Source organism: Limnohabitans sp. TEGF002 (genome assembly GCF_055395845.1).
Genome location: NZ_AP029224.1, coordinates 1057297 through 1075225 on the forward strand (window position 1 = coordinate 1057297; position 17929 = coordinate 1075225).

General features: G+C 60.9%; 14 protein-coding genes. 9 read left to right on the forward strand and 5 right to left on the reverse strand.

Annotated elements, in window-relative coordinates; translation table 11 throughout:
- Positions 1–14: 14 nt before the first annotated feature.
- Entirely contained in the window at positions 15–1037 is a 1023-nt protein-coding gene (locus ACZ5SR_RS05340) for a metal-dependent hydrolase (RefSeq protein WP_464450530.1), read from the forward strand.
- Positions 1038–1077: 40 nt separating this feature from the next.
- Here ACZ5SR_RS05340 and argH read toward each other — a convergent pair whose 3' ends face one another.
- Both argH and ppc read right to left on the reverse strand, forming a co-directional pair.
- Positions 1078–2526 (reverse strand): argininosuccinate lyase, encoded by a 1449-nt coding sequence (gene argH / locus ACZ5SR_RS05345; RefSeq protein WP_464450531.1) that lies wholly within the window; start codon positions 2524–2526, stop codon positions 1078–1080.
- Between the two features lie 61 nt (positions 2527–2587).
- Complete coding sequence (gene ppc / locus ACZ5SR_RS05350) at positions 2588–5440, reverse strand: phosphoenolpyruvate carboxylase (RefSeq protein ID WP_464450532.1); 2853 nt, start codon at positions 5438–5440, stop codon at positions 2588–2590.
- 130 nt (positions 5441–5570) lie between these two features.
- Here ppc and hemC point away from each other — a divergent pair, with 130 nt between their 5' ends.
- From hemC to ACZ5SR_RS05370, 4 genes are read left to right on the forward strand one after another with little or no spacing between them, the layout of a single operon-like run.
- Positions 5571–6488, forward strand: a complete 918-nt coding sequence (gene hemC, locus ACZ5SR_RS05355) for a hydroxymethylbilane synthase (RefSeq protein WP_464450533.1) — start codon at positions 5571–5573, stop codon at positions 6486–6488.
- A 14-nt stretch (positions 6489–6502) separates the two neighbouring features.
- Positions 6503–7327, forward strand: a complete 825-nt coding sequence (locus ACZ5SR_RS05360; RefSeq protein WP_464450534.1) for a uroporphyrinogen-III synthase — start codon at positions 6503–6505, stop codon at positions 7325–7327.
- Positions 7324–8349 (forward strand): uroporphyrinogen-III C-methyltransferase, encoded by a 1026-nt coding sequence (locus tag ACZ5SR_RS05365; protein ID WP_464450535.1) that lies wholly within the window; start codon positions 7324–7326, stop codon positions 8347–8349. Before ACZ5SR_RS05360 ends, ACZ5SR_RS05365 begins: the two co-directional genes overlap by 4 nt.
- Positions 8350–8354: 5 nt before the next feature.
- A complete protein-coding gene (locus ACZ5SR_RS05370) occupies positions 8355–9650 on the forward strand; it encodes a heme biosynthesis HemY N-terminal domain-containing protein (protein WP_464450536.1) in 1296 nt (431 codons plus the stop codon).
- Between the two features lie 257 nt (positions 9651–9907).
- On the opposite strand, the gene ACZ5SR_RS05375 is transcribed toward ACZ5SR_RS05370, so the two are convergent.
- A complete protein-coding gene (locus ACZ5SR_RS05375; RefSeq protein ID WP_464450537.1) occupies positions 9908–12892 on the reverse strand; it encodes an Rne/Rng family ribonuclease in 2985 nt (994 codons plus the stop codon).
- A gap of 593 nt (positions 12893–13485) precedes the next feature.
- Between ACZ5SR_RS05375 and ACZ5SR_RS05380 the strand changes: the two genes are divergently transcribed.
- From ACZ5SR_RS05380 to ACZ5SR_RS05395, 4 genes are read left to right on the forward strand one after another with little or no spacing between them, the layout of a single operon-like run.
- Positions 13486–14487: an RluA family pseudouridine synthase gene (locus ACZ5SR_RS05380; protein WP_464450538.1), complete on the forward strand. Its 1002-nt coding sequence runs from the start codon at positions 13486–13488 to the stop codon at positions 14485–14487.
- Positions 14459–15127, forward strand: coding sequence for an HAD family hydrolase (locus tag ACZ5SR_RS05385; protein WP_464450539.1), 669 nt, complete (start codon positions 14459–14461; stop codon positions 15125–15127). Before ACZ5SR_RS05380 ends, ACZ5SR_RS05385 begins: the two co-directional genes overlap by 29 nt.
- Positions 15128–15141: 14 nt before the next feature.
- Positions 15142–15507, forward strand: coding sequence for a Rieske (2Fe-2S) protein (locus tag ACZ5SR_RS05390; RefSeq protein WP_464450540.1), 366 nt, complete (start codon positions 15142–15144; stop codon positions 15505–15507).
- Between the two features lie 2 nt (positions 15508–15509).
- The gene (locus ACZ5SR_RS05395; RefSeq protein ID WP_464450541.1) at positions 15510–16505 is read left to right on the forward strand and encodes a S49 family peptidase; all 996 of its coding nucleotides are present in this window, start codon (positions 15510–15512) and stop codon (positions 16503–16505) included.
- Between the two features lie 21 nt (positions 16506–16526).
- On the opposite strand, the gene ACZ5SR_RS05400 is transcribed toward ACZ5SR_RS05395, so the two are convergent.
- Both ACZ5SR_RS05400 and ACZ5SR_RS05405 read right to left on the reverse strand, forming a co-directional pair.
- Positions 16527–17300 (reverse strand): SAM-dependent methyltransferase, encoded by a 774-nt coding sequence (locus ACZ5SR_RS05400; protein WP_464450542.1) that lies wholly within the window; start codon positions 17298–17300, stop codon positions 16527–16529.
- Positions 17297–17908, reverse strand: a complete 612-nt coding sequence (locus ACZ5SR_RS05405) for a Maf family nucleotide pyrophosphatase (protein WP_464450543.1) — start codon at positions 17906–17908, stop codon at positions 17297–17299. The genes ACZ5SR_RS05400 and ACZ5SR_RS05405 overlap by 4 nt, the downstream gene beginning before the upstream one ends.
- Between the last annotated feature and the right edge of the window lie 21 nt (positions 17909–17929).

Consider the following 17929-nt stretch of genomic DNA (forward strand, 5'->3'; position numbering starts at 1 on the left):
CTCAAGCCTGCACCATGGATTCCGTCACACAAGTACTTTTGGGCGCCTCGATTGGCGTGGCCGTGATGGGGCGGCGCACCGCGCTGTGGAAGTCAGCTCTTTGGGGCGGCGTGGCGGGTCTGCTGCCCGATCTGGATGTGCTGATAGACCACGGCGACCCTATCTTGAACATGATTCGGCATCGCGCCGAGAGCCATGCATTGCTTTTGCTCACGCTCTTTGCCTTCCCGATGGCGTGGGGGGTGAGTCGTTTGCACCGTCAGCCCCAGCTTTATGGCCGTTGGTGGTGGGCGATCATGCTGGCGCTGGTCACGCACCCTTTGCTGGACTTGATGACGATTTACGGCACCCAGGTGTTTCAGCCGTTCACCGATGAGGCCTACGGCTTGGGCAGCATGTTCATCATTGACCCGGTTTATTCACTGCCCTTGCTGGCAGGTGTGGTGGCGGCGTTGCGCGTCAAAACAGTGGGTCGGGCTTTGCGCATCAATGGCTGGGCCTTGGCTTTCAGCACCGCCTACCTGGCTTGGAGCGCACTGGCGCAATGGGGCGTGACGCAGCACGCTCGTCAGTCGCTTCAGGCGCAAGGCTTGCCCAGTCAGCACTTGCTGGTCACGCCCGCGCCCTTGAGCACCTTGGTGTGGCGTGTGGTGGCGCTCGACGGCGAGCGCTTTCACGAAGGTTTTTACGCACTGATGGATGGCGGCCGGGCCATTCGGTTTGAGGCGCACGAGCGCGGCGGGGCGCTGGCCTCGCAACATGCCCATCACCCGCAGCTGCAGCGCTTGGCGCGGTTTACCGACGGTTTTTTCAAGGTGCAGCGCCACAGCGATAACCTGGTCGTGACCGACCTGCGGATGGGCCAGGAGCCCGACTATGTCTTTTCATTTGACATTGGCCTGCCCCTGCAAGCGGGTGAAGCCCATCCCGTGGCCCAGCAGCTCAGTCGCCGCATGAACGTGGGCGAAGGCCTCAAGTGGCTGGGGCAGCGGATGCTGGGGCGTGATGTGCCGCCCCCGGGTTCAGCAGGGGGCTGATCAGGGGGCGGATGCTTGGCTGAAGGCAGCGGCTGGAAGTTCAGGCCCAGCGAGCGCGGTGCCGTGCAATCTGCAAGCGCACTTGCGCAGGCGCTGTGCCGCCCAATGTGTTGCGGGCATTCAGCGAGCCTTGCAGGCTGAGTGGGCCAAACACATCGGCTTCGATGCGGTTGTCGAACTTTTGCAGGGTTTCCAGCGGCAGCTCTGACAGGTCCACGCCCAGACCTTGGGCCGTCTTGACGGCGTGGGCCACCACTTCGTGGGCATCGCGAAACGGCAGGCCTTTTTTGACCAAGTAGTCGGCCAAATCGGTCGCGGTGGCGTAGCCTTTTTTCACGGCGGCTTCCATCGCGGCCGCGTTCACGGTGATGCCGCCTTCTTTCTGGCCCGTGGCGGGGTTGACCTGGCCGCCCACCATTTCACTGAAGATGCGCAGGGTGTCTTTGAGCGTGTCCACCGTGTCGAACAGCGGCTCTTTGTCTTCCTGGTTGTCTTTGTTGTAGGCCAGGGGCTGGCCCTTCATCAGGGTGATCAGGCCCATCAGGTGACCGACCACGCGGCCGGTTTTGCCGCGTGCCAGCTCGGGCACATCGGGGTTTTTCTTCTGCGGCATGATGGACGAGCCGGTGGTGAAGCGGTCGGCAATGCGCACAAAGCCGAAGTTCTGGCTCATCCACAAAATCAGCTCTTCAGAGAAGCGGCTGATGTGCACCATGCACAGGCTGGCTGCGGCGGTGAACTCGATCGCGAAGTCACGGTCGCTCACACCGTCCAGGCTGTTTTGGCAAACCTGCGCGTTGCCTTGCTCATCGACCATGCCCAAAGTGCGGGCCACGCGTTCGCGGTCCAGTGGGTAGGTGGTGCCGGCCAGTGCGGCGCTGCCCAAAGGCAGGCGGTTGGTGCGGCGGCGCACGTCGCTCATGCGCTCGGCGTCGCGGCTGAACATCTCGACATAGGCCAGCAGGTGGTGCGCAAAGCTCACGGGCTGGGCCACTTGCAGGTGGGTAAAGCCCGGCATGATGACTTCGACGTTTTGCTCGGCCACATCGACCAGCGACTTTTGCAGGTCCACCAGCAAATCGATGATCAGGTCCATCTCGCTGCGCAACCACAGGCGCACGTCGGTGGCCACTTGGTCGTTGCGGCTGCGGCCGGTGTGCAGGCGTTTGCCCGCATCGCCCACCAACTGGGTCAGGCGCGCTTCAATGTTCAGGTGCACGTCTTCGAGGTCAAGCTTCCACTCAAACGCGCCAGATTCGATCTCTTGCGTGATTTGGGCCATGCCGCGCTGGATGTCGGCCAGGTCGCTGGCACCGATGATGTTTTGTGCGGCCAGCATCTCGGCGTGAGCCAGGCTGCCGGTGATGTCGGCTTGCCAAAGGCGTTTGTCAAAGAACACGCTGGCGGTGTAGCGCTTGACCAACTCGCTCATGGGTTCAGAAAAGAGCGCGGACCAGGCTTGGGATTTTTTGTCGAGTTGGTTTGTCATAGGTGGATGATTTTATCGGGCGGGCAGCCGCCAGCCGAAAACCGACGGGGAACCCCTGAGTTCAACCCGTGTTGCGCAGCCCCGCTGCGATCCCGTTGATCGAGATGTGGATGCCGCGTTGCACCCGTTCGTCGGCCAGGCCAGCCCGGTAACGGCGGATCAGCTCGACTTGCAGGTGGTGCAGCGGGTCGATGTAGGGGAAGCGGTGGCGGATCGATCGGTCGAGCGCGGGGTTGCTGGCCAGGCGGTTTTTCTCGCCAGTGATCTGCGTGAGTGCATCGGCGGTGCGGTGCCATTCTGCTTCGATAGCCGCAAAAATCTTCTTTCGCAGGCGGTTGTCGCTCACCAGTTCTGAATAGCGCGAGGCCAGGGCCAAGTCACTCTTGGCCAGCACCATGTCCATATTGGACAACAGGGTGCGAAAGAACGGCCACTGGCGGTACATCTTTTGCAGCAAGGCCAGCGCGGCTTTGCGCTCGGCCGCGTCTGGCTTGTCCAGAAAGGCCGCCACTGCCGATCCAAAACCCAGCCAACCGGGCAGGGTCAGGCGGCACTGGCCCCAGCTGAAGCCCCACGGAATAGCGCGTAGGTCTTCGATTTTTTCAAGCGCTCTGCGCGAGGCGGGGCGTGAGCCTATGTTCAGCTGAGTCAGTTCTTTGAGTGGGGTGGCCCCAAAAAAGTAATCGGTGAAGCCAGGAGTCTCGTAGACCAGGGCACGGTAGGCGCCCATACTGGCCTCTGACAGCTCGGCCGCTGCGTCCAGAAAGGCCCGGGTAGCGGGTTTGGTGGGCTGCAGCAGCGTGGCCTCCAAAGTAGCAGCCACCAGGGTTTCGAGGTTGCGGCGGCCGATCTCGGGGTTGGCGTATTTGGAGCCAATGACTTCGCCTTGCTCTGTCAGTCGAATTTGCCCGCGCACGGTGCCTGGGGGCTGCGCCAAGATGGCCTGGTAGCTGGGACCGCCACCCCGGCCCACCGTGCCGCCTCGGCCGTGGAACATGCGCAAGGTGATGCCGTGGCTGCCTTGGAGTTTGTCAAAGAGGTCGACCAAGGCGATTTCGGCACGGTACAGCTCCCAGTTGCTGGTGAAGATGCCGCCGTCTTTGTTGCTGTCCGAATAACCCAGCATGATGTCTTGCTCGCCACCCGAGCGCTGGATCAGCGTCGCCACGCCGGGCAGGGCGTAGAAGTCGCGCATGATGGGCGCGGCGTTGCGCAGGTCCTCGATGGTCTCGAACAGGGGCACCACGATCAGGTCGTTTTGTGCTTGCGCGTCCAGCGTGCCGCGCAGCAGCCCCATTTCTTTTTGCAGCAGCAGCACTTCCAGCAAATCGCTCACGGTTTCGGTGTGGCTGATGATGTAGTGGCGAATGGCCTGCCGACCGAAACTGCGCAGCATGCGTTGTGCGGTTTCAAAAATGGCCAGTTCCGAGAGTGTGTGTGCGCTGTAGTTGGCACCGGGCACGCGCAGCGGGCGGGCGTCGTTCAAAAGGCCCAGCAGTAGCGCTTGCTTGGCGTGCTCGTCGAGTTGGCTGTACTTCTTTTCCACACGCGCAGTGGCCAGCAGCTCGGTCACGACTTCTTCGTGTTGGTCCGAACTCTGGCGCAGGTCCACCGTGGCCAGATGAAAGCCAAAAACCTCCACCGCACGTATCAGCGGGTGCAGGCGCTGTGCGGCCACGGCTTCGGCGTGGTGGCTGCGCAAAGACACTTCAATGATGCGCAAATCAGCCAGAAAATCTTCGGCGCTGACATAAGGGTTTTGGGGGGACACGGCGTGGCGGGCGGCATCACCGCCGGTCAGTGCTTTCAGAGTGGCAGCCAAGCGTGCGTAAATGCCGGTAAGGGCCCTGCGGTAGGGCTCGTCTTGGCGGTGTTCATTGGTGTCTGGTGAGCGCTCGGCCAGGGCCAGCATCTCGGGGCCAAAGGGGACCAGCATGGCCGACAGCGACAGCTCGCTGCCCAAAAAATGCACCTCGGTCAGGTAGTGGCGCAGGGCCACATCGCTTTGGCGGGTCAGCGCGTGTTCCAGCGTGGGGGCGGTCACGTTGGGGTTGCCGTCGCGGTCGCCACCGATCCACTGGCCCATGCGCAGGAAGCTCGCGATGGGTTGGCCGGGTAAGGCGTGTTCCAGCTCGGCGTAGAGCTTGGGGATTTCGCGCAAAAACGTGGCTTCGTAATAGCTCAGCGCGTTTTCGATCTCGTCGGCCACCGTGAGTTTGGTGAAGCGCAGCAAGCGGGTTTGCCACAGTTGCATCACGCGGGCACGCATTTGCAACTCGTTGGCGGCCAGCTCTTTGGGACTGAGCGCGTCTTTGGTCGCGTTCACGGCGGCGGCACGGGCTTTGATGGCGTCGCGCTCGGTCAGCAAGTGGGCGATGTCACGCTCGGCGTCCAGAATGCTTTGGCGCTGAACTTCGGTGGGGTGGGCCGTGAGCACGGGCGAGACATAGCTGGTGGCCAGCATGTCCGAGATGCTTTTGGGCGTGATGCCCGCCCAGCGCAGGCGCTGCAGCGCCACGTCGATGCTGCCTTCCTGTGTGTGGCCCGCGCGCTCGTGGATGGCGCGACGGCGAATATGGTGACGGTCTTCGGCCAGGTTGGCCAAGTGTGAAAAGTAGGTGAAGGCGCGGATCACGCTCACAGCGCGGTCGCCCGGCAGGCTTTTGAGCAGTTTTTTCAGGGCCTTGTCGGCTTCGTGGTCAGCGTCGCGCCGGAATGCCACCGAGAGCTTGCGGATTTGCTCGACCAGCTCATAAGCCTCCAAACCTTCTTGCACCCGGATCACATCGCCCAAAATGCGGCCCAACAAGCGAATGTCTTCGACCAAGGGGCGTTCGCTGTCGCGTTTTTCGCGTGTTGTGCTGCTCTTTGGGGCTGGGTCGGGCAAGGCGTTGTCTGAGGCGGCCTGTTTCATCGTGTGCTCGGTAAGGTGGTCGTGGTGGAAGTGTCAATTTTCCTTGACATCATGCTAGCATCGCACTGAGAGACAAAATTACAAGTTGACTTCATTTTGATGGGGTCAAAATTTTTTCAGGAAACTTGTTGTGACCGAGACCACAAAGCCCTCTATCGTCATCGCCACCCGTGAGAGCCGTTTGGCTTTGTGGCAAGCCGAACATGTCAAATCCTTGCTCGAGGGGCTGGGCTGCACGGTCAAGTTACTCGGCATGACCACTCAAGGCGACCAAATCCTGGACCGCAGCCTGTCCAAGGTGGGTGGCAAGGGCTTGTTCGTCAAGGAGCTCGAAGTCGCGCTGCAGGAAGGCCATGCCGACATCGCCGTTCACTCGCTCAAAGATGTGCCCATGGACATGCCTGAAGGCTTTGAGCTGGCCTGTGTGATGGAGCGCGAAGACCCGAGGGATGCTTGGGTTTCGTCGCAATACGCTCGTTTGGAGGACTTGCCGCAAGGCGCTGTGGTGGGAACATCGAGCTTGCGCCGCACCGTGTTGCTGCGGGCCTTGCGCCCCGATTTGAAAATCGAGCCCCTGCGCGGCAACTTGGACACGCGCCTGCGCAAACTCGACGAAGGCCAGTACGCGGGCATTGTGCTGGCCGCAGCTGGCCTCAAGCGTCTGGAGATGAGCGAGCGGATTCGCCACATTTTTGAAACCGATCAAATGCTGCCCGCCGCAGGGCAGGGCGCTTTGGGCATTGAAATCCGCAGTGACCGGGCCGATTTGCGCGCCCTGCTGGCCCAGCTGGCCGATGCGCCTTCTTGGCGCCGCGTGGCGGCCGAGCGGGCGGTGAGCCGCGCCATGGGCGGCAGCTGCTCCATGCCATTGGCCGCGCACGCGACCATTGAGGACGGTGTACTCAAGCTGCAAGCGGCTTGGGGTGACCCGGAAGGCGCGACCACCTTGGTCACGGCCGACGCGCAAGCCAGCACCGATGGCCTGCAGGCCGCTGAGGCGCTGGGTCTGAGCGTGGCGCAAGCTTTGCGCGACGGCGGAGCGCATTGAGGCCGGGCGCTGACATGGCGCTGGCGTCTGCTACTTCTGCTTCCGCTGCCCCTTGGCGGGTGATCGTGACCCGACCAGGGCGTGAGGCCCTTGCTTGGGCAGACGCCTTGCAGGCCCGGGGTGTGCCTTGTGAGACCTTGCCCCTGATCGAGATTGCCGCCTTGCCCGACCCCTTGGCCCTGGCGAAGACTTGGCAGGCGGTGTCTGGTCATTTGGCACTGATGTTTGTCAGCGCCAATGCGGTGCGTTTTTTCATGGCGGCACGGCCTGCGGGCTTGCCGATGCCCAGTTCCCGCGCTTGGTCGACTGGCCCAGGCACCCGCGCCGCATTGCTGGCGGCAGGTTGGCCTGAAGACCTGATCGATTCGCCCCATGAAGACGCTCCTCAATTCGATTCGGAAGCACTTTGGGCCTTGATCGCGCATCGGGTTCAGGCAGCTGTCTCCTCTTGCCCGTCCAAGCCTTCGGTTTTGATCGTACGCGGGGCCGATGCTCAGGGGCAACTCGCCGGGCGCGACTGGCTGGCGCTGCAGCTCGAAAGCTCGGGCCTTGAGGTCTTGCAAGCCGTGGCCTATGTGCGCCAAGCACCAGTGTTGACCCCTGTGCAGCAAAGCCTGGCGCAGCAAGCTGCAGGTGACGGTAGCGCTTGGCTGTTCAGCAGTTCCGAGGCGGCGCAGCATCTCTTGCAGGCCTGTCCCGACTTGTCTTTGGCGCAGGCGCGGGCGCTGGCCACCCACCCGCGCATTGCGCAGCGCTTGCAGCAGTTGGGCTGGGGGCGGGTGGATCTGGTGCCAGCGAGCGTGGATGCGCAAGCCAAGTCTATAAAATCGCTGGCATGACCTCTTCTCCTGATCCCAACGCTACTTCCGCCAAACTCAGGTCGGCGCGGCTCGCATGGGCTCGTTGGTTGCCCATTGCATTGGCGTGTCTGGCTTTGCTGGTATCCGTTTTACTCTGGCAAAAGCTGGCGCGCATCCAAGAGCAACTGGCGCAGCAAAGCGCTGACGCGGGTCAGCAATCTCTCGAAGCCAAAGCGTGGGCCAAGCAGGCCCAAGAAACGGTGAAAGACAGTGCCGCCCGCTTGGCTTTGCTAGAGGCCCGTCTGGGTGAGGTGGCTTTGCAGCGGGGACAGTTGGAAGAATTGATGCAAAGCCTGTCGCGCTCACGCGATGAAAACCTGGTGGTGGACATTGAGGCAGCTTTGCGCATGGCGCAGCAGCAGGCGCAATTGACGGGCAGTGCTGAGCCTTTGCTTGCTGCACTCAAATCGGCGCAGATGCGTGTCCAGCGGGCCGCGCAGCCTCGTCTGGCACCAGTGCTGCGAGCACTCGAAAAGGACTTGGAGCGATTGAGCACAGTTCAGCTGTTCGATTTGCCGGGTTTGTTGATCAAACTGGACGAAGGCGTGGCGTTGGTCGATGGTTTGGCTTTGGCCAATCAAGAGTTGCCTGCGGCGGCCATGAACCGTTCATTGGCGCAAGGACAGACCCCTGAGCCGTCTTGGTGGATGGCCGGTCTGAACCAGTTTGCCGATCAGCTCAAGGGCTTGGTTCGAGTGAGCCGAATTGAATCACCCGAGGCGGCGCTGTTGACACCAGAGCAGGGGTTTTTCCTGCGTGAAAACCTCAAACTCAAATTGCTCAACGCACGGCTGGGGTTACTGGCACGTCAAAAAGATGCAGCGCGTGCCGACTTGGCCTCTGCGGCTGTGATTGTGCGACGTTATGCCGATGCAACTTCTCGCAAGACTACCCAGATGCTTCAGTTGTTGGATCAATCAGCTGCCCAGTTGAAAGCCAGTGAAACGCCACGCCTGGAGGGGTCTTTGACGGCCCTGGCCACGGCTGCCGCTGGAAGGTAAGCCCCATGCGTGCAGCACTTTGGCTCATCAGTTTGTTTGCTTTGGCTGCAGCGGCTGCATGGCTGGCGGGGAACAACCAGGGCACTGTGACCTTTTTCCTCGCGCCTTACCGGATTGATTTGTCGCTCAATTTGGTCTTACTGGTGTTGGGCCTTGTCGTGTTGGTGGTGGTGTTGGCCCAGCAGGCCTTGTCCGCCTTGTTGTCCTTGCCTCGGCAAGCCAGGAGTTGGCGCCTGCAGCAAAAAGAACGGGCGGCCCATGCGGCGATGCTCGAATCCATCAGTCAATTCATGGCGGGTCGTTTTTTAAGGGCCCGTAAGGCCGCGCAATTGGCGCTTGAAAAGGAAGCGTTGTTGCGCGATGCAGGTCTGGAGTTGGACCATTCAGTTTCTTTGCGCACCTTGGCCCACGTCATGGCGGCCGAGTCGGCCCACGCCTTGCAAGACCGAAATCTGCGACAACACCATGGACAGTCTGCCTTGGAAACGGCAAGAGGCGGACTGACTGCAGATCGTCAGGCTTTGATCGAAGGCACCCAATTGCGTGCGGCACGTTGGTTGTTGGATGACCGTGATGCGGCCGGGAGTTTGAAGCTTTTGCAGTCTTTGCCACCCGCGACGGCACGCCGTATGGTGGCGATGCGGCTACAGCTCAAGGCAGCCCGCTTGGCGGGGCAACCTGCGCAGGCTTTGGACACCACACTGTTGCTGGCTAAACACCGCGCCTTCTCACCGGCGACCGCCAACAGTCTGGTGCGCAGCTTGATTCTGGAGTGGCTGTCACATACGCACGATGCAGATGGCGTACAGCGTCTGTGGATGGGCTTGAGCGTGGCCCAGCGAGAGATGCCCGATTTGGCCGCAGAGGCAGCAATTCGCCTGCTTGCGGTAGGCGGAACAGCGGCTACGGCGCGTCAGTGGCTAAAACCTCTGTGGGAACCTTTGCAGTCTCCATCGTCTAACTGGACATCTGATCAGTTGTCGCGGATGGTGCAAGCCTTGGAAGTTTCTTTGGCAGACGTACAGACCAGTGATGCTCGCCAGTGGTTGGCTCGGGTCGAGGCCGCACAGCAGGCCCACCCCCAAGATCCGCGATGGCAGTATCTGGCCGGCATGCTGTGTGTGCGTCACCAGTTATGGGGTAAGGCGCAAGGACTGTTGTCGCAGGCTGTCAAGGGTTTGCAAGCGCCTGCACTGAAGCGCAAAGCTTGGTGCGCTTTGGCCGAACTGGCCGAACAGCGTCAGGAGCCAGCGGCGGCTATGGCTGCCTGGAAGCAGGCCGCCATGGTGGCGCAGTCCTGAGAGTCCTAAAAGGCTTGGCTTTATCTGCCCGGTGTTTTTTGGGTCATATTCGGGTTGACTGACCAAGTGTCCTTCACACCGAAGGAGCGACCCTAATGGCAAGGGATGCTCTGCGTGCGACAAGAAAGTCAACTCTGCAGTCCACGCCTTTCTAGCTAATGCTGTTCCTCGAAGCCAATAACGCTTTGATTGGACGAAAAAAAACCGGGCGAATGGCCCGGTTTTCCTTGAGCGCCATGGACGCTTGACCTGGAGGGTCAGAACGGCACGTTCAGCTGCTTTAGGTCTTTGCGTGTTTCTACCAAAACCAGTGGGCCTTCATCCAGCACCACAGCCGGCGGACGCTCGCGAGGCACGCGCACCGGTTGAGGTTCAGCAGCAATAGCGGCCTGAACGGCTGCTACTTTGGCTGCGTCGGAGTTCACCCAAATCAGGCCAGAGCCTTGGGCCACTTGTTGCAGGCTGTCGATTTCCAATGTGTAGTTCGTCACCGAAGGCAGGCCCGTGCGTGTTGCCACTGTGGGCGCTGCAGCGGGTGCCGCAGTTGGCATGACAGCCACAGGGGCTGCTGGGGCCGCCTCAACGGGCGCAGGCGCAATCGGGGCAGCGATCACTTGGGCCTGCGTGGCCTCGGCGCGGGCTGCTGCAGGTTCGGCTGCTGCAGCAACAGGTGCTGTAGCGGCTTGCTGTGCACGTTCGAAGTAGGAGCGTGGCGCGGGGCGGTCTTCAACAGTGGCTTCTGCGGCGGGCACAGTGGCTGTGTCTGCATTCAGGTTGCCTTGAGCTTCCTCGCCCACGTTGTCCTGGCGGGGTTCGCCTGCACGTTCGCGGCGGTCACGGCCATAACGGTCACGTGAGCGGCGCTCACGGCGTTCGCCGTTGTTCTCCGAGGGTGCGCCTTCTTGAATCGCATTGGCTTCTTGGCCTTCAGTGGCGATCACTTCGGTCGCGGAGCCTTGGGCGTCGCTGACAGCGGCTTCTGCTGGACGACGTTCACCACCGCGTTCACCACGCTCGCGTCGGCCTTCACCGCTGCGCTCGCCGCGTTCACGGCGGCCTTCACCGCGGGGGGCACGCTCGTTGCGCACTTCGGTGCCATCGGCGCTCAACTCTGGCTGTGCATCGCTGCGGCCTTCGGTGCGGTTCTCGCCACGCCCCTCACGGCGGCCTTCGCGAGGAGGGCGATCGCCAGCAGGGCGCTCAGCACGCTCGCCGCGTGCGGGACGTGCTTCGCCTTCGCGCAATTCGTTGCGACCTTCAGCACGTCCTTCGCCACGGCTTTCACCACGACGACCACCTTCGCGGGGGGCGCGTATTTCACCGGTCGCACCTTCGCTGCGTTCACCACGGCGGCCATCGCGTCCGCCACGACGACCATCACGGCGCTCGCCATCACGACCTTCGCGGCCACCCTCACGGCGCTCACCGTTGCGGCCTTCGCGGGCTTTTTCATCTTTATGGGCAACAGTTGCTGTCGTTGCTTCAGTGGCACCGCCACCGAACAAGTTTTTCAGCCAGCCAAAGAAACCACCTGTGGCGGCTGGGGCTGCAGGAGCTGCCACGGGCGCTGTTGGGGCCTTGCGAGCAGTCTTGGCGGCGGCCACGGGCATTTCGGGCTTAACCGGTGCAATCGGCGCGGGCGCATCGGGCAGCACCCCCTTGATGACGGGCGTTTGCTTGTTGGTGGGCTCTTGCGAACGGCGCGTCACGGTGGTCGCGTCTTCGATCTCTTCGGCCATCTTGTAGCTGGCTTCGATGCGGTCCAGGCGCGGGTCGTCGTGCTTCAAGCGCTCGAGCTTGTAGTGCGGGGTTTCCAGCGACTTGTTGGGCACCAGCAGCACGTTGATGCGTTGCTGCAATTCGATCTTGGCAATCTCGGAACGCTTTTCGTTGAGCAGGAAAGACGCCACTTCGACAGGCACTTGGGCGTGCACAGCGGCGCTATTGTCCTTCATGGACTCTTCCTGGATGATCCGCAGGATCTGCAGTGCCGAGCTCTCGGTGTCGCGGATGTGGCCAGCGCCACCGCAACGTGGGCAAGGGATAGATGCACCTTCGGACAGTGCAGGCTTCAGGCGCTGGCGGCTCATTTCCATGAGGCCGAACTTGCTGATGGTGCCGAACTGCACGCGGGCGCGGTCTTGGCGCAGCGCATCGCGCAGGCGGTTTTCCACTTCGCGGCGGTTCTTCGACTCTTCCATGTCGATGAAGTCGATCACGATCAGACCACCCAAGTCACGTAAACGCATCTGGCGTGCCACTTCGTCAGCGGCTTCCAAGTTGGTGCGGGTCGCGGTTTCTTCGATATCGCCGCCCTTGATGGCGCGGGCCGAGTTCACGTCCACCGACACCAAAGCTTCGGTGTGGTCGATGACGATGGCGCCGCCCGAAGGCAGTTGCACGGTACGGGCATAGGCCGATTCGATCTGGTGCTCGATCTGGAAGCGGCTGAACAGCGGCGCGTCGTCGCGGTAGCGCTTCACACGCGGGGCGAACTCGGGCATCACGTGGCTCATGAACTGCTGAGCCTGGTCGTAGATGTCGTCGGTGTCGATCAGGATGTCGCCGATGTCGTTGTTGAAATAGTCTCGAATCGCGCGGATGACCAGCGACGATTCTTGGTAAATCAGGAAAGCGCCCTTGCCGCCTTTGGACGCGCCATCGATGGCGGTCCAGAGTTTGAGCAGGTAGTTCAGGTCCCATTGCAGCTCGGGTGCGGAGCGACCAATGCCTGCCGTGCGGGCAATGATGGACATGCCCTTGGGGTATTCCAGCTGGTCCATCGCCTCTTTGAGCTCAGCGCGGTCGTCGCCCTCGATGCGGCGGCTGACACCGCCACCGCGTGGGTTGTTGGGCATGAGCACCACGTAGCGGCCAGCCAAGCTGACGAAAGTGGTCAGGGCTGCGCCTTTGTTGCCACGCTCTTCTTTTTCGACCTGCACCAAGAGGGACTGGCCTTCTTTGATGACGTCTTGAATGCGGGCTTGGCTGACGGATACGCCTTCAGCAAAGTATTGGCGCGAGATTTCCTTGAAGGGCAAAAAGCCATGGCGGTCTTCGCCGTAGTCCACAAAACAGGCTTCGAGCGAAGGCTCGACTCGGGTCACCACCGCTTGGTAGATGTTGCCCTTGCGCTGTTCGCGGCCTTCGATTTCGATTTCGTAGTCGAGGAGTTTTTGTCCATCGACGATGGCCAGGCGGCGCTCTTCAGCTTGCGTGGCGTTGATCAGCATCCGTTTCATGATGCGTTCCTTCTCTTATCAGCTTGGTCCCAAAGCAGAAACATGTCTGCAGTCTGGAACCTGTTTACACAACTGGCCTTGGATTTTTGAGATCTCAAAGCCTCCGTTGCCGGAGCTGACGCCTGAAACGAAGGGAATTGCCGAAGTTGACCGCCATTCAGCTGCGTGTGAGCACAGGAATGGGGATCGTGGCGCGTGGATGGGGCGAGGCAAAAGGCGTGCAGAGATTCGTCCACTGCCGGGGGCTTCCCCCGGTGTCCAAGACAAACTGTCGGGCACAGGGCGTGACGGTGTTGAGTGGCTTCGTGAGCCACTCCAAGCACATCAGCAAAGTTCCGAACAACACAACCATCTCGCTTTGATCCGTCCAACAGCCATTGAGGGGCTGCTGAACTTGGGGTATTCCGTATCTGGGTTTCTGGGCGTCGGCCCAACCTCCGGGGCGTTTTGCCACTGTCGGCGTTGGCCTTCAGTCTGCAAAATCGTGCCGAGGGTGGCATCGACCATCTGGTTTGGCGCGGTGGTGGTGGACTAAACTCCAGATCTGCAGGAATTCATTTCCATTTGAATCAACCACTTACAGCCAATTGCCAGTGAATCACATTATAGGGCCCAAGTCCACCGCTGCGACGCCCGCCGTCAAATGGTTGTTGGTGGACGAAGAGTCGGCCGGTCAGCGATTGGACAACTTTTTGATGCGTCACTTGAAGGGTGTGCCCAAAACCCACGTCTACCGCATCATTCGCAGCGGCGAAGTGCGCATCAACAAGGGCCGTGCTTCGGCCGAGACCCGTGTCGAAAATGGCGACGAGGTGCGTCTGCCGCCTGTGCGCGTCTCCGACAAAGTGGCCGAAAAGGCCGAGCGCCCAGCGCCGGGGCGCGAATTCCCCACCCTTTTTGAGGACGACAGCCTGATGGCCATCGACAAACCGGCTGGGGTGGCGGTGCATGGCGGCTCAGGCGTGAGCTTTGGGGTGATTGAGCAGCTGCGCCAGGCCCGCCCGCAGGCCAAGCTCTTGGAGTTGGTGCATCGGTTGGACCGCGACACCAGTGGCATTTTGCTGGTGGCCAAAAAGCGCAGCGCGTTGAAGCATCTGCAAGACCAGTTCCGTGAACGGGAGACCGGCAAGACCTATTTGGCGCTTGTCAAAGGCGATTGGCCTGCCAAGCTCAAGGTGATTGACCAGCCTTTACACAAGTTTTTGCTGCCCGATGGAGAGCGGCGGGTGCGCGTGACCACCCCGGAAGACCCGGACGGCATGCGCTCGATCACTTTGGTCAAGGTTGCACAGCGCTTGTCTGGCGCTTCTTTGCTGGAGGTGACCATCAAGACAGGGCGCACCCACCAGATCCGCGTGCATCTGGCTTCGCAAGGACACCCGATTGCGGGGGACGACAAATACGGCGATTTCGACTGGAATCGCCTATTGCAAAAAACGGGAGCCAACCCAGGCCTGAAACGGATGTTTTTGCACGCCTGGCGCTTGCAGTTCAATCATCCGGTGACTGCCGAACGCGTGGCGCTCCAAGCCGATTTACCCCCCGAATTGAAAGCGTATGTAGACCATGCCCAACTCAAGACCCCGTCAGTTTGACCTGATCGCTTTCGACTGGGATGGCACCTTGTTCGATTCCACCGCCCTCATCACCCGTTGCATCCAAAGGGCGGTGGTCGATGTGGGTGGGCAAGAGCCCACCCGAGAGGCCGCATCGTATGTGATTGGCATGGCACTCATGCCTGCCTTGGCCCATGCCGCTCCTGATGTCCCTAAAGACAAATACCCGGCCTTGGGGGAGCGCTACCGGCACCATTACCTGCAGCACCAGCACGATATCAGCCTGTTCGAAGGTGTGCTGGATTTGCTGGACGCCCTCAAAGCCCGGCACCACTGGCTGACGGTGGCCACTGGTAAAAGCCGTTCTGGCCTGAACGAGGCTTTGCAGGCGGTGGAGCTGCGCGGCGTGTTCGATGGCTCGCGCACGGCCGATGAGACGGCGGGCAAGCCCAACCCCTTGATGCTGCACGAGTTGATGCGCGAATTTGGCGCAGAGCCCGAGCGCACTTTGATGATTGGCGACACCACGCACGACCTGCAAATGGCGCTGAATGCCGGGTGCGCCAGTGTGGGTGTGAGTTACGGCGCGCATGAGCCTGACGCCTTTCATGTCCTGAACCCGCGCCACGTGGCCCACAGCGTGCGCGAATTGCACGACTGGTTATTGCAACACGCCTGAAACCCGGAGCGACCATGGAGCCCATGATCCCTTTGTGCAACACCGCCGACTTGGTCAACGGAGGGCGTGCTGTGCCTTTTGACATCGTCTATGCAGGTCAGACTTGCCGCGCCTTTGCCATCCGATACCAAGGTCAGGTGCATGCCTACCTGAACCGTTGCACCCATGTCGCCATGGAGATGGATTACCAGCCTGATCGCTTTTATGACGATACCGGGCGTTGGTTGATGTGTGCCACGCATGGCGCCACGTACCAACCGGATACTGGCGCATGTTCTGGCGGACCCTGCCGCGGTGGACTCGTCAAAATAGACCTTTCAGAACGTGACGGCGTGGTTCACTGGCATACTGCCTACAACTTGAAACCCCTTGAATTTTGAACATGCAAGACCCTCAGGACCCAGTGTCCGTCCCGTCATCCAGTGAATCCGTTAAAGCCACCCCGCCCATTGATGAGGGTTGGTCGCGTCAGACTCTGGAGCGATTGGCTTTTGCCAATTTGAACGAACAGAAATCAGCCCGCCGCTGGAAGGTGGGACTTCGTGTGGCTTGGTTGGTGTTTTTGGCGGTGGTGTTTTGGCAGCTGTTCAGTTACAGCTCGCCCACAAGCAACCCCAGCATGCCGCACACGGCCATGGTGTCCATCGTGGGCGAGATCGGGTCAGAGACCGAAGCCAGCGCCGAAAACGTCATGTCGTCCATGCGTTTGGCCTTGGAAGATTCGGGCTCGCAAGCCTTGGTTTTGCTGATCAATTCCCCAGGCGGTAGTCCCGTGCAGGCGGGTCTCATCAATGATGAGATCGTTCGTCTGCGAGCTTTGCACAACAAGCCGATTTATGCCGTGGTGGAGGAGTCCTGCGCGTCAGCCGCTTACTACATTGCAGCAGCCACAGACCAAATTTATGTGGATAAAGCCAGCATTGTGGGCAGCATCGGCGTGCTGATGGATGGCTTTGGCTTCACCGAGCTGATGAACAAGCTGGGGGTGGAGCGTCGCTTGATGACGGCGGGTGCCAACAAGGGTTTTCTGGACCCGTTCAGCCCCCAAACCGAGCCGCAACGCAAGCACGCCCAAGCGATGCTGGACCAAATCCACACACAGTTCATCGAAGTGGTCAAAAAAGGCCGCGGCGATCGCCTGAAGGAAACCCCTGAGATGTTCAGTGGCTTGTTTTGGAGTGGCCAACAGGCAGTGGATTTGGGCTTGGCCGACAGCTTGGGCAGTCTGGACGGCGTTGCCCGCGAAGTGGTCAAAGCGCCGGATGTGATCGATTACACGCAGCGTGAAAATGTGGCCGAGCGCTTGGTCAAGCGCTTTGGTGCTGCGATCGGTGAGGGTTCGGTCCGCGCCTTGCGCAACACCACAGGTCTGCGCTGAGGCGCAAGGCCGAGGCAAACCTCAAGGCCCGATGGCGTAAACCGCGGGCGTGTGACCATCAGGGCCTTTGAGGCCCTTTTTCCATTGGGCGACGGTATGGCTTTGGATGCTGGCCGATGGCAGCGTCAAGCCGCTGGCGATGGCCAGACGCGTATTGGCGTTCAGACTTTGAAGCAAGCCGCTCAGCATGGCCGCGTTGCGGTAGGGTGTCTCAATCCACAACTGGGTCTGCCCGGTTTTGAGGGCCAGAGATTCCAGTTGCTTCAGACGAGCCGAGCGTTCTGCGGCGTCTTGCGGTAGGTATCCCACGAAAGCGAAGTTTTGGCCATTCAGACCACTTGCGGCCAAGGCCAGCAGCAAAGACACGGGACCCACCAACGGGACCACGCTGATGCCCAGATCGTGCGCGGCCCGCACCACCGAGCTGCCGGGGTCGGCGACGGCAGGCATGCCCGCTTCGCTGATCAATCCCACATCCTGCCCTTGCAGCGCTGCAGCCAACAAAGGTTTGCCATCAAAACCCGATTGGTGGTCGCCTTTTTTATGCACATGGCGTGGCAATTCGGTGATGGTTTGTTCGGCCAAGGGCGCGATCAAAGGGTGGGTTTCACCCACGCGCTTCAAAAATGCCCGGGTGCTTTTGGCGTTTTCGCACACCCAATGCTGGATTTGGGAAGCCGTGGCCAAGGTGCTGGTGGGCAGCACATCGGTGATAGGGGCTTGTTCGCTACAGCCAAAATCCAGTGGCGTGGGCACCAACAACAAGCGGCCTTTGAGCGGTTTGGAAGCGTTCACAGCAATTTCACTCCAGCTTGGCGCAGCAAACGTGCAGTGCGGATCAGTGGCAGCCCAATCAGGGCGGTTGGATCGTCGTTGTCGATGGATTCGAGGAGGGCAATGCCCAAGCCCTCGCTTTTGGCGCTGCCCGCGCAGTCGTAGGGTTGCTCAGCCCTCAAATAAGCCTCGATCTCGTCGTCGCTCAAATCGCGAAAGACCACGCGCACCTCGGCCAAATCCACTTTTTCAAAGCCCGTGGCCAAGCAGACCACGGCCAATGCGGTCTGGAAAATTACCGTCTGGCCTCGCATTTGGCGCAGTTGAGCGACGGCACGCTCGTGTTCGCCGGGTTTGCCCAGCGGTTGGCCCGCCCAATCTGCGACCTGATCTGAGCCAATTACCACCGCTTCGGGGTGCAGGGCAGCCACGGCCTTGGCTTTGGCCAAAGCCAGCCTAAGCGCCAAAGCCTTCGGCGCTTCGCCGGGCAAAGGTGTTTCGTCCACATGGGGTGCCGCGACCGAGAAAGGCACACGAAGGCGTTCCATCAATTCCCGGCGGTAGCGCGAGGTTGAGCCCAAGACGACGGAACGTGGAAGGGCGGTCGAAGCATCTGCTGTCGGTGTCAAAGTGCAATTCCCAGTCAATTC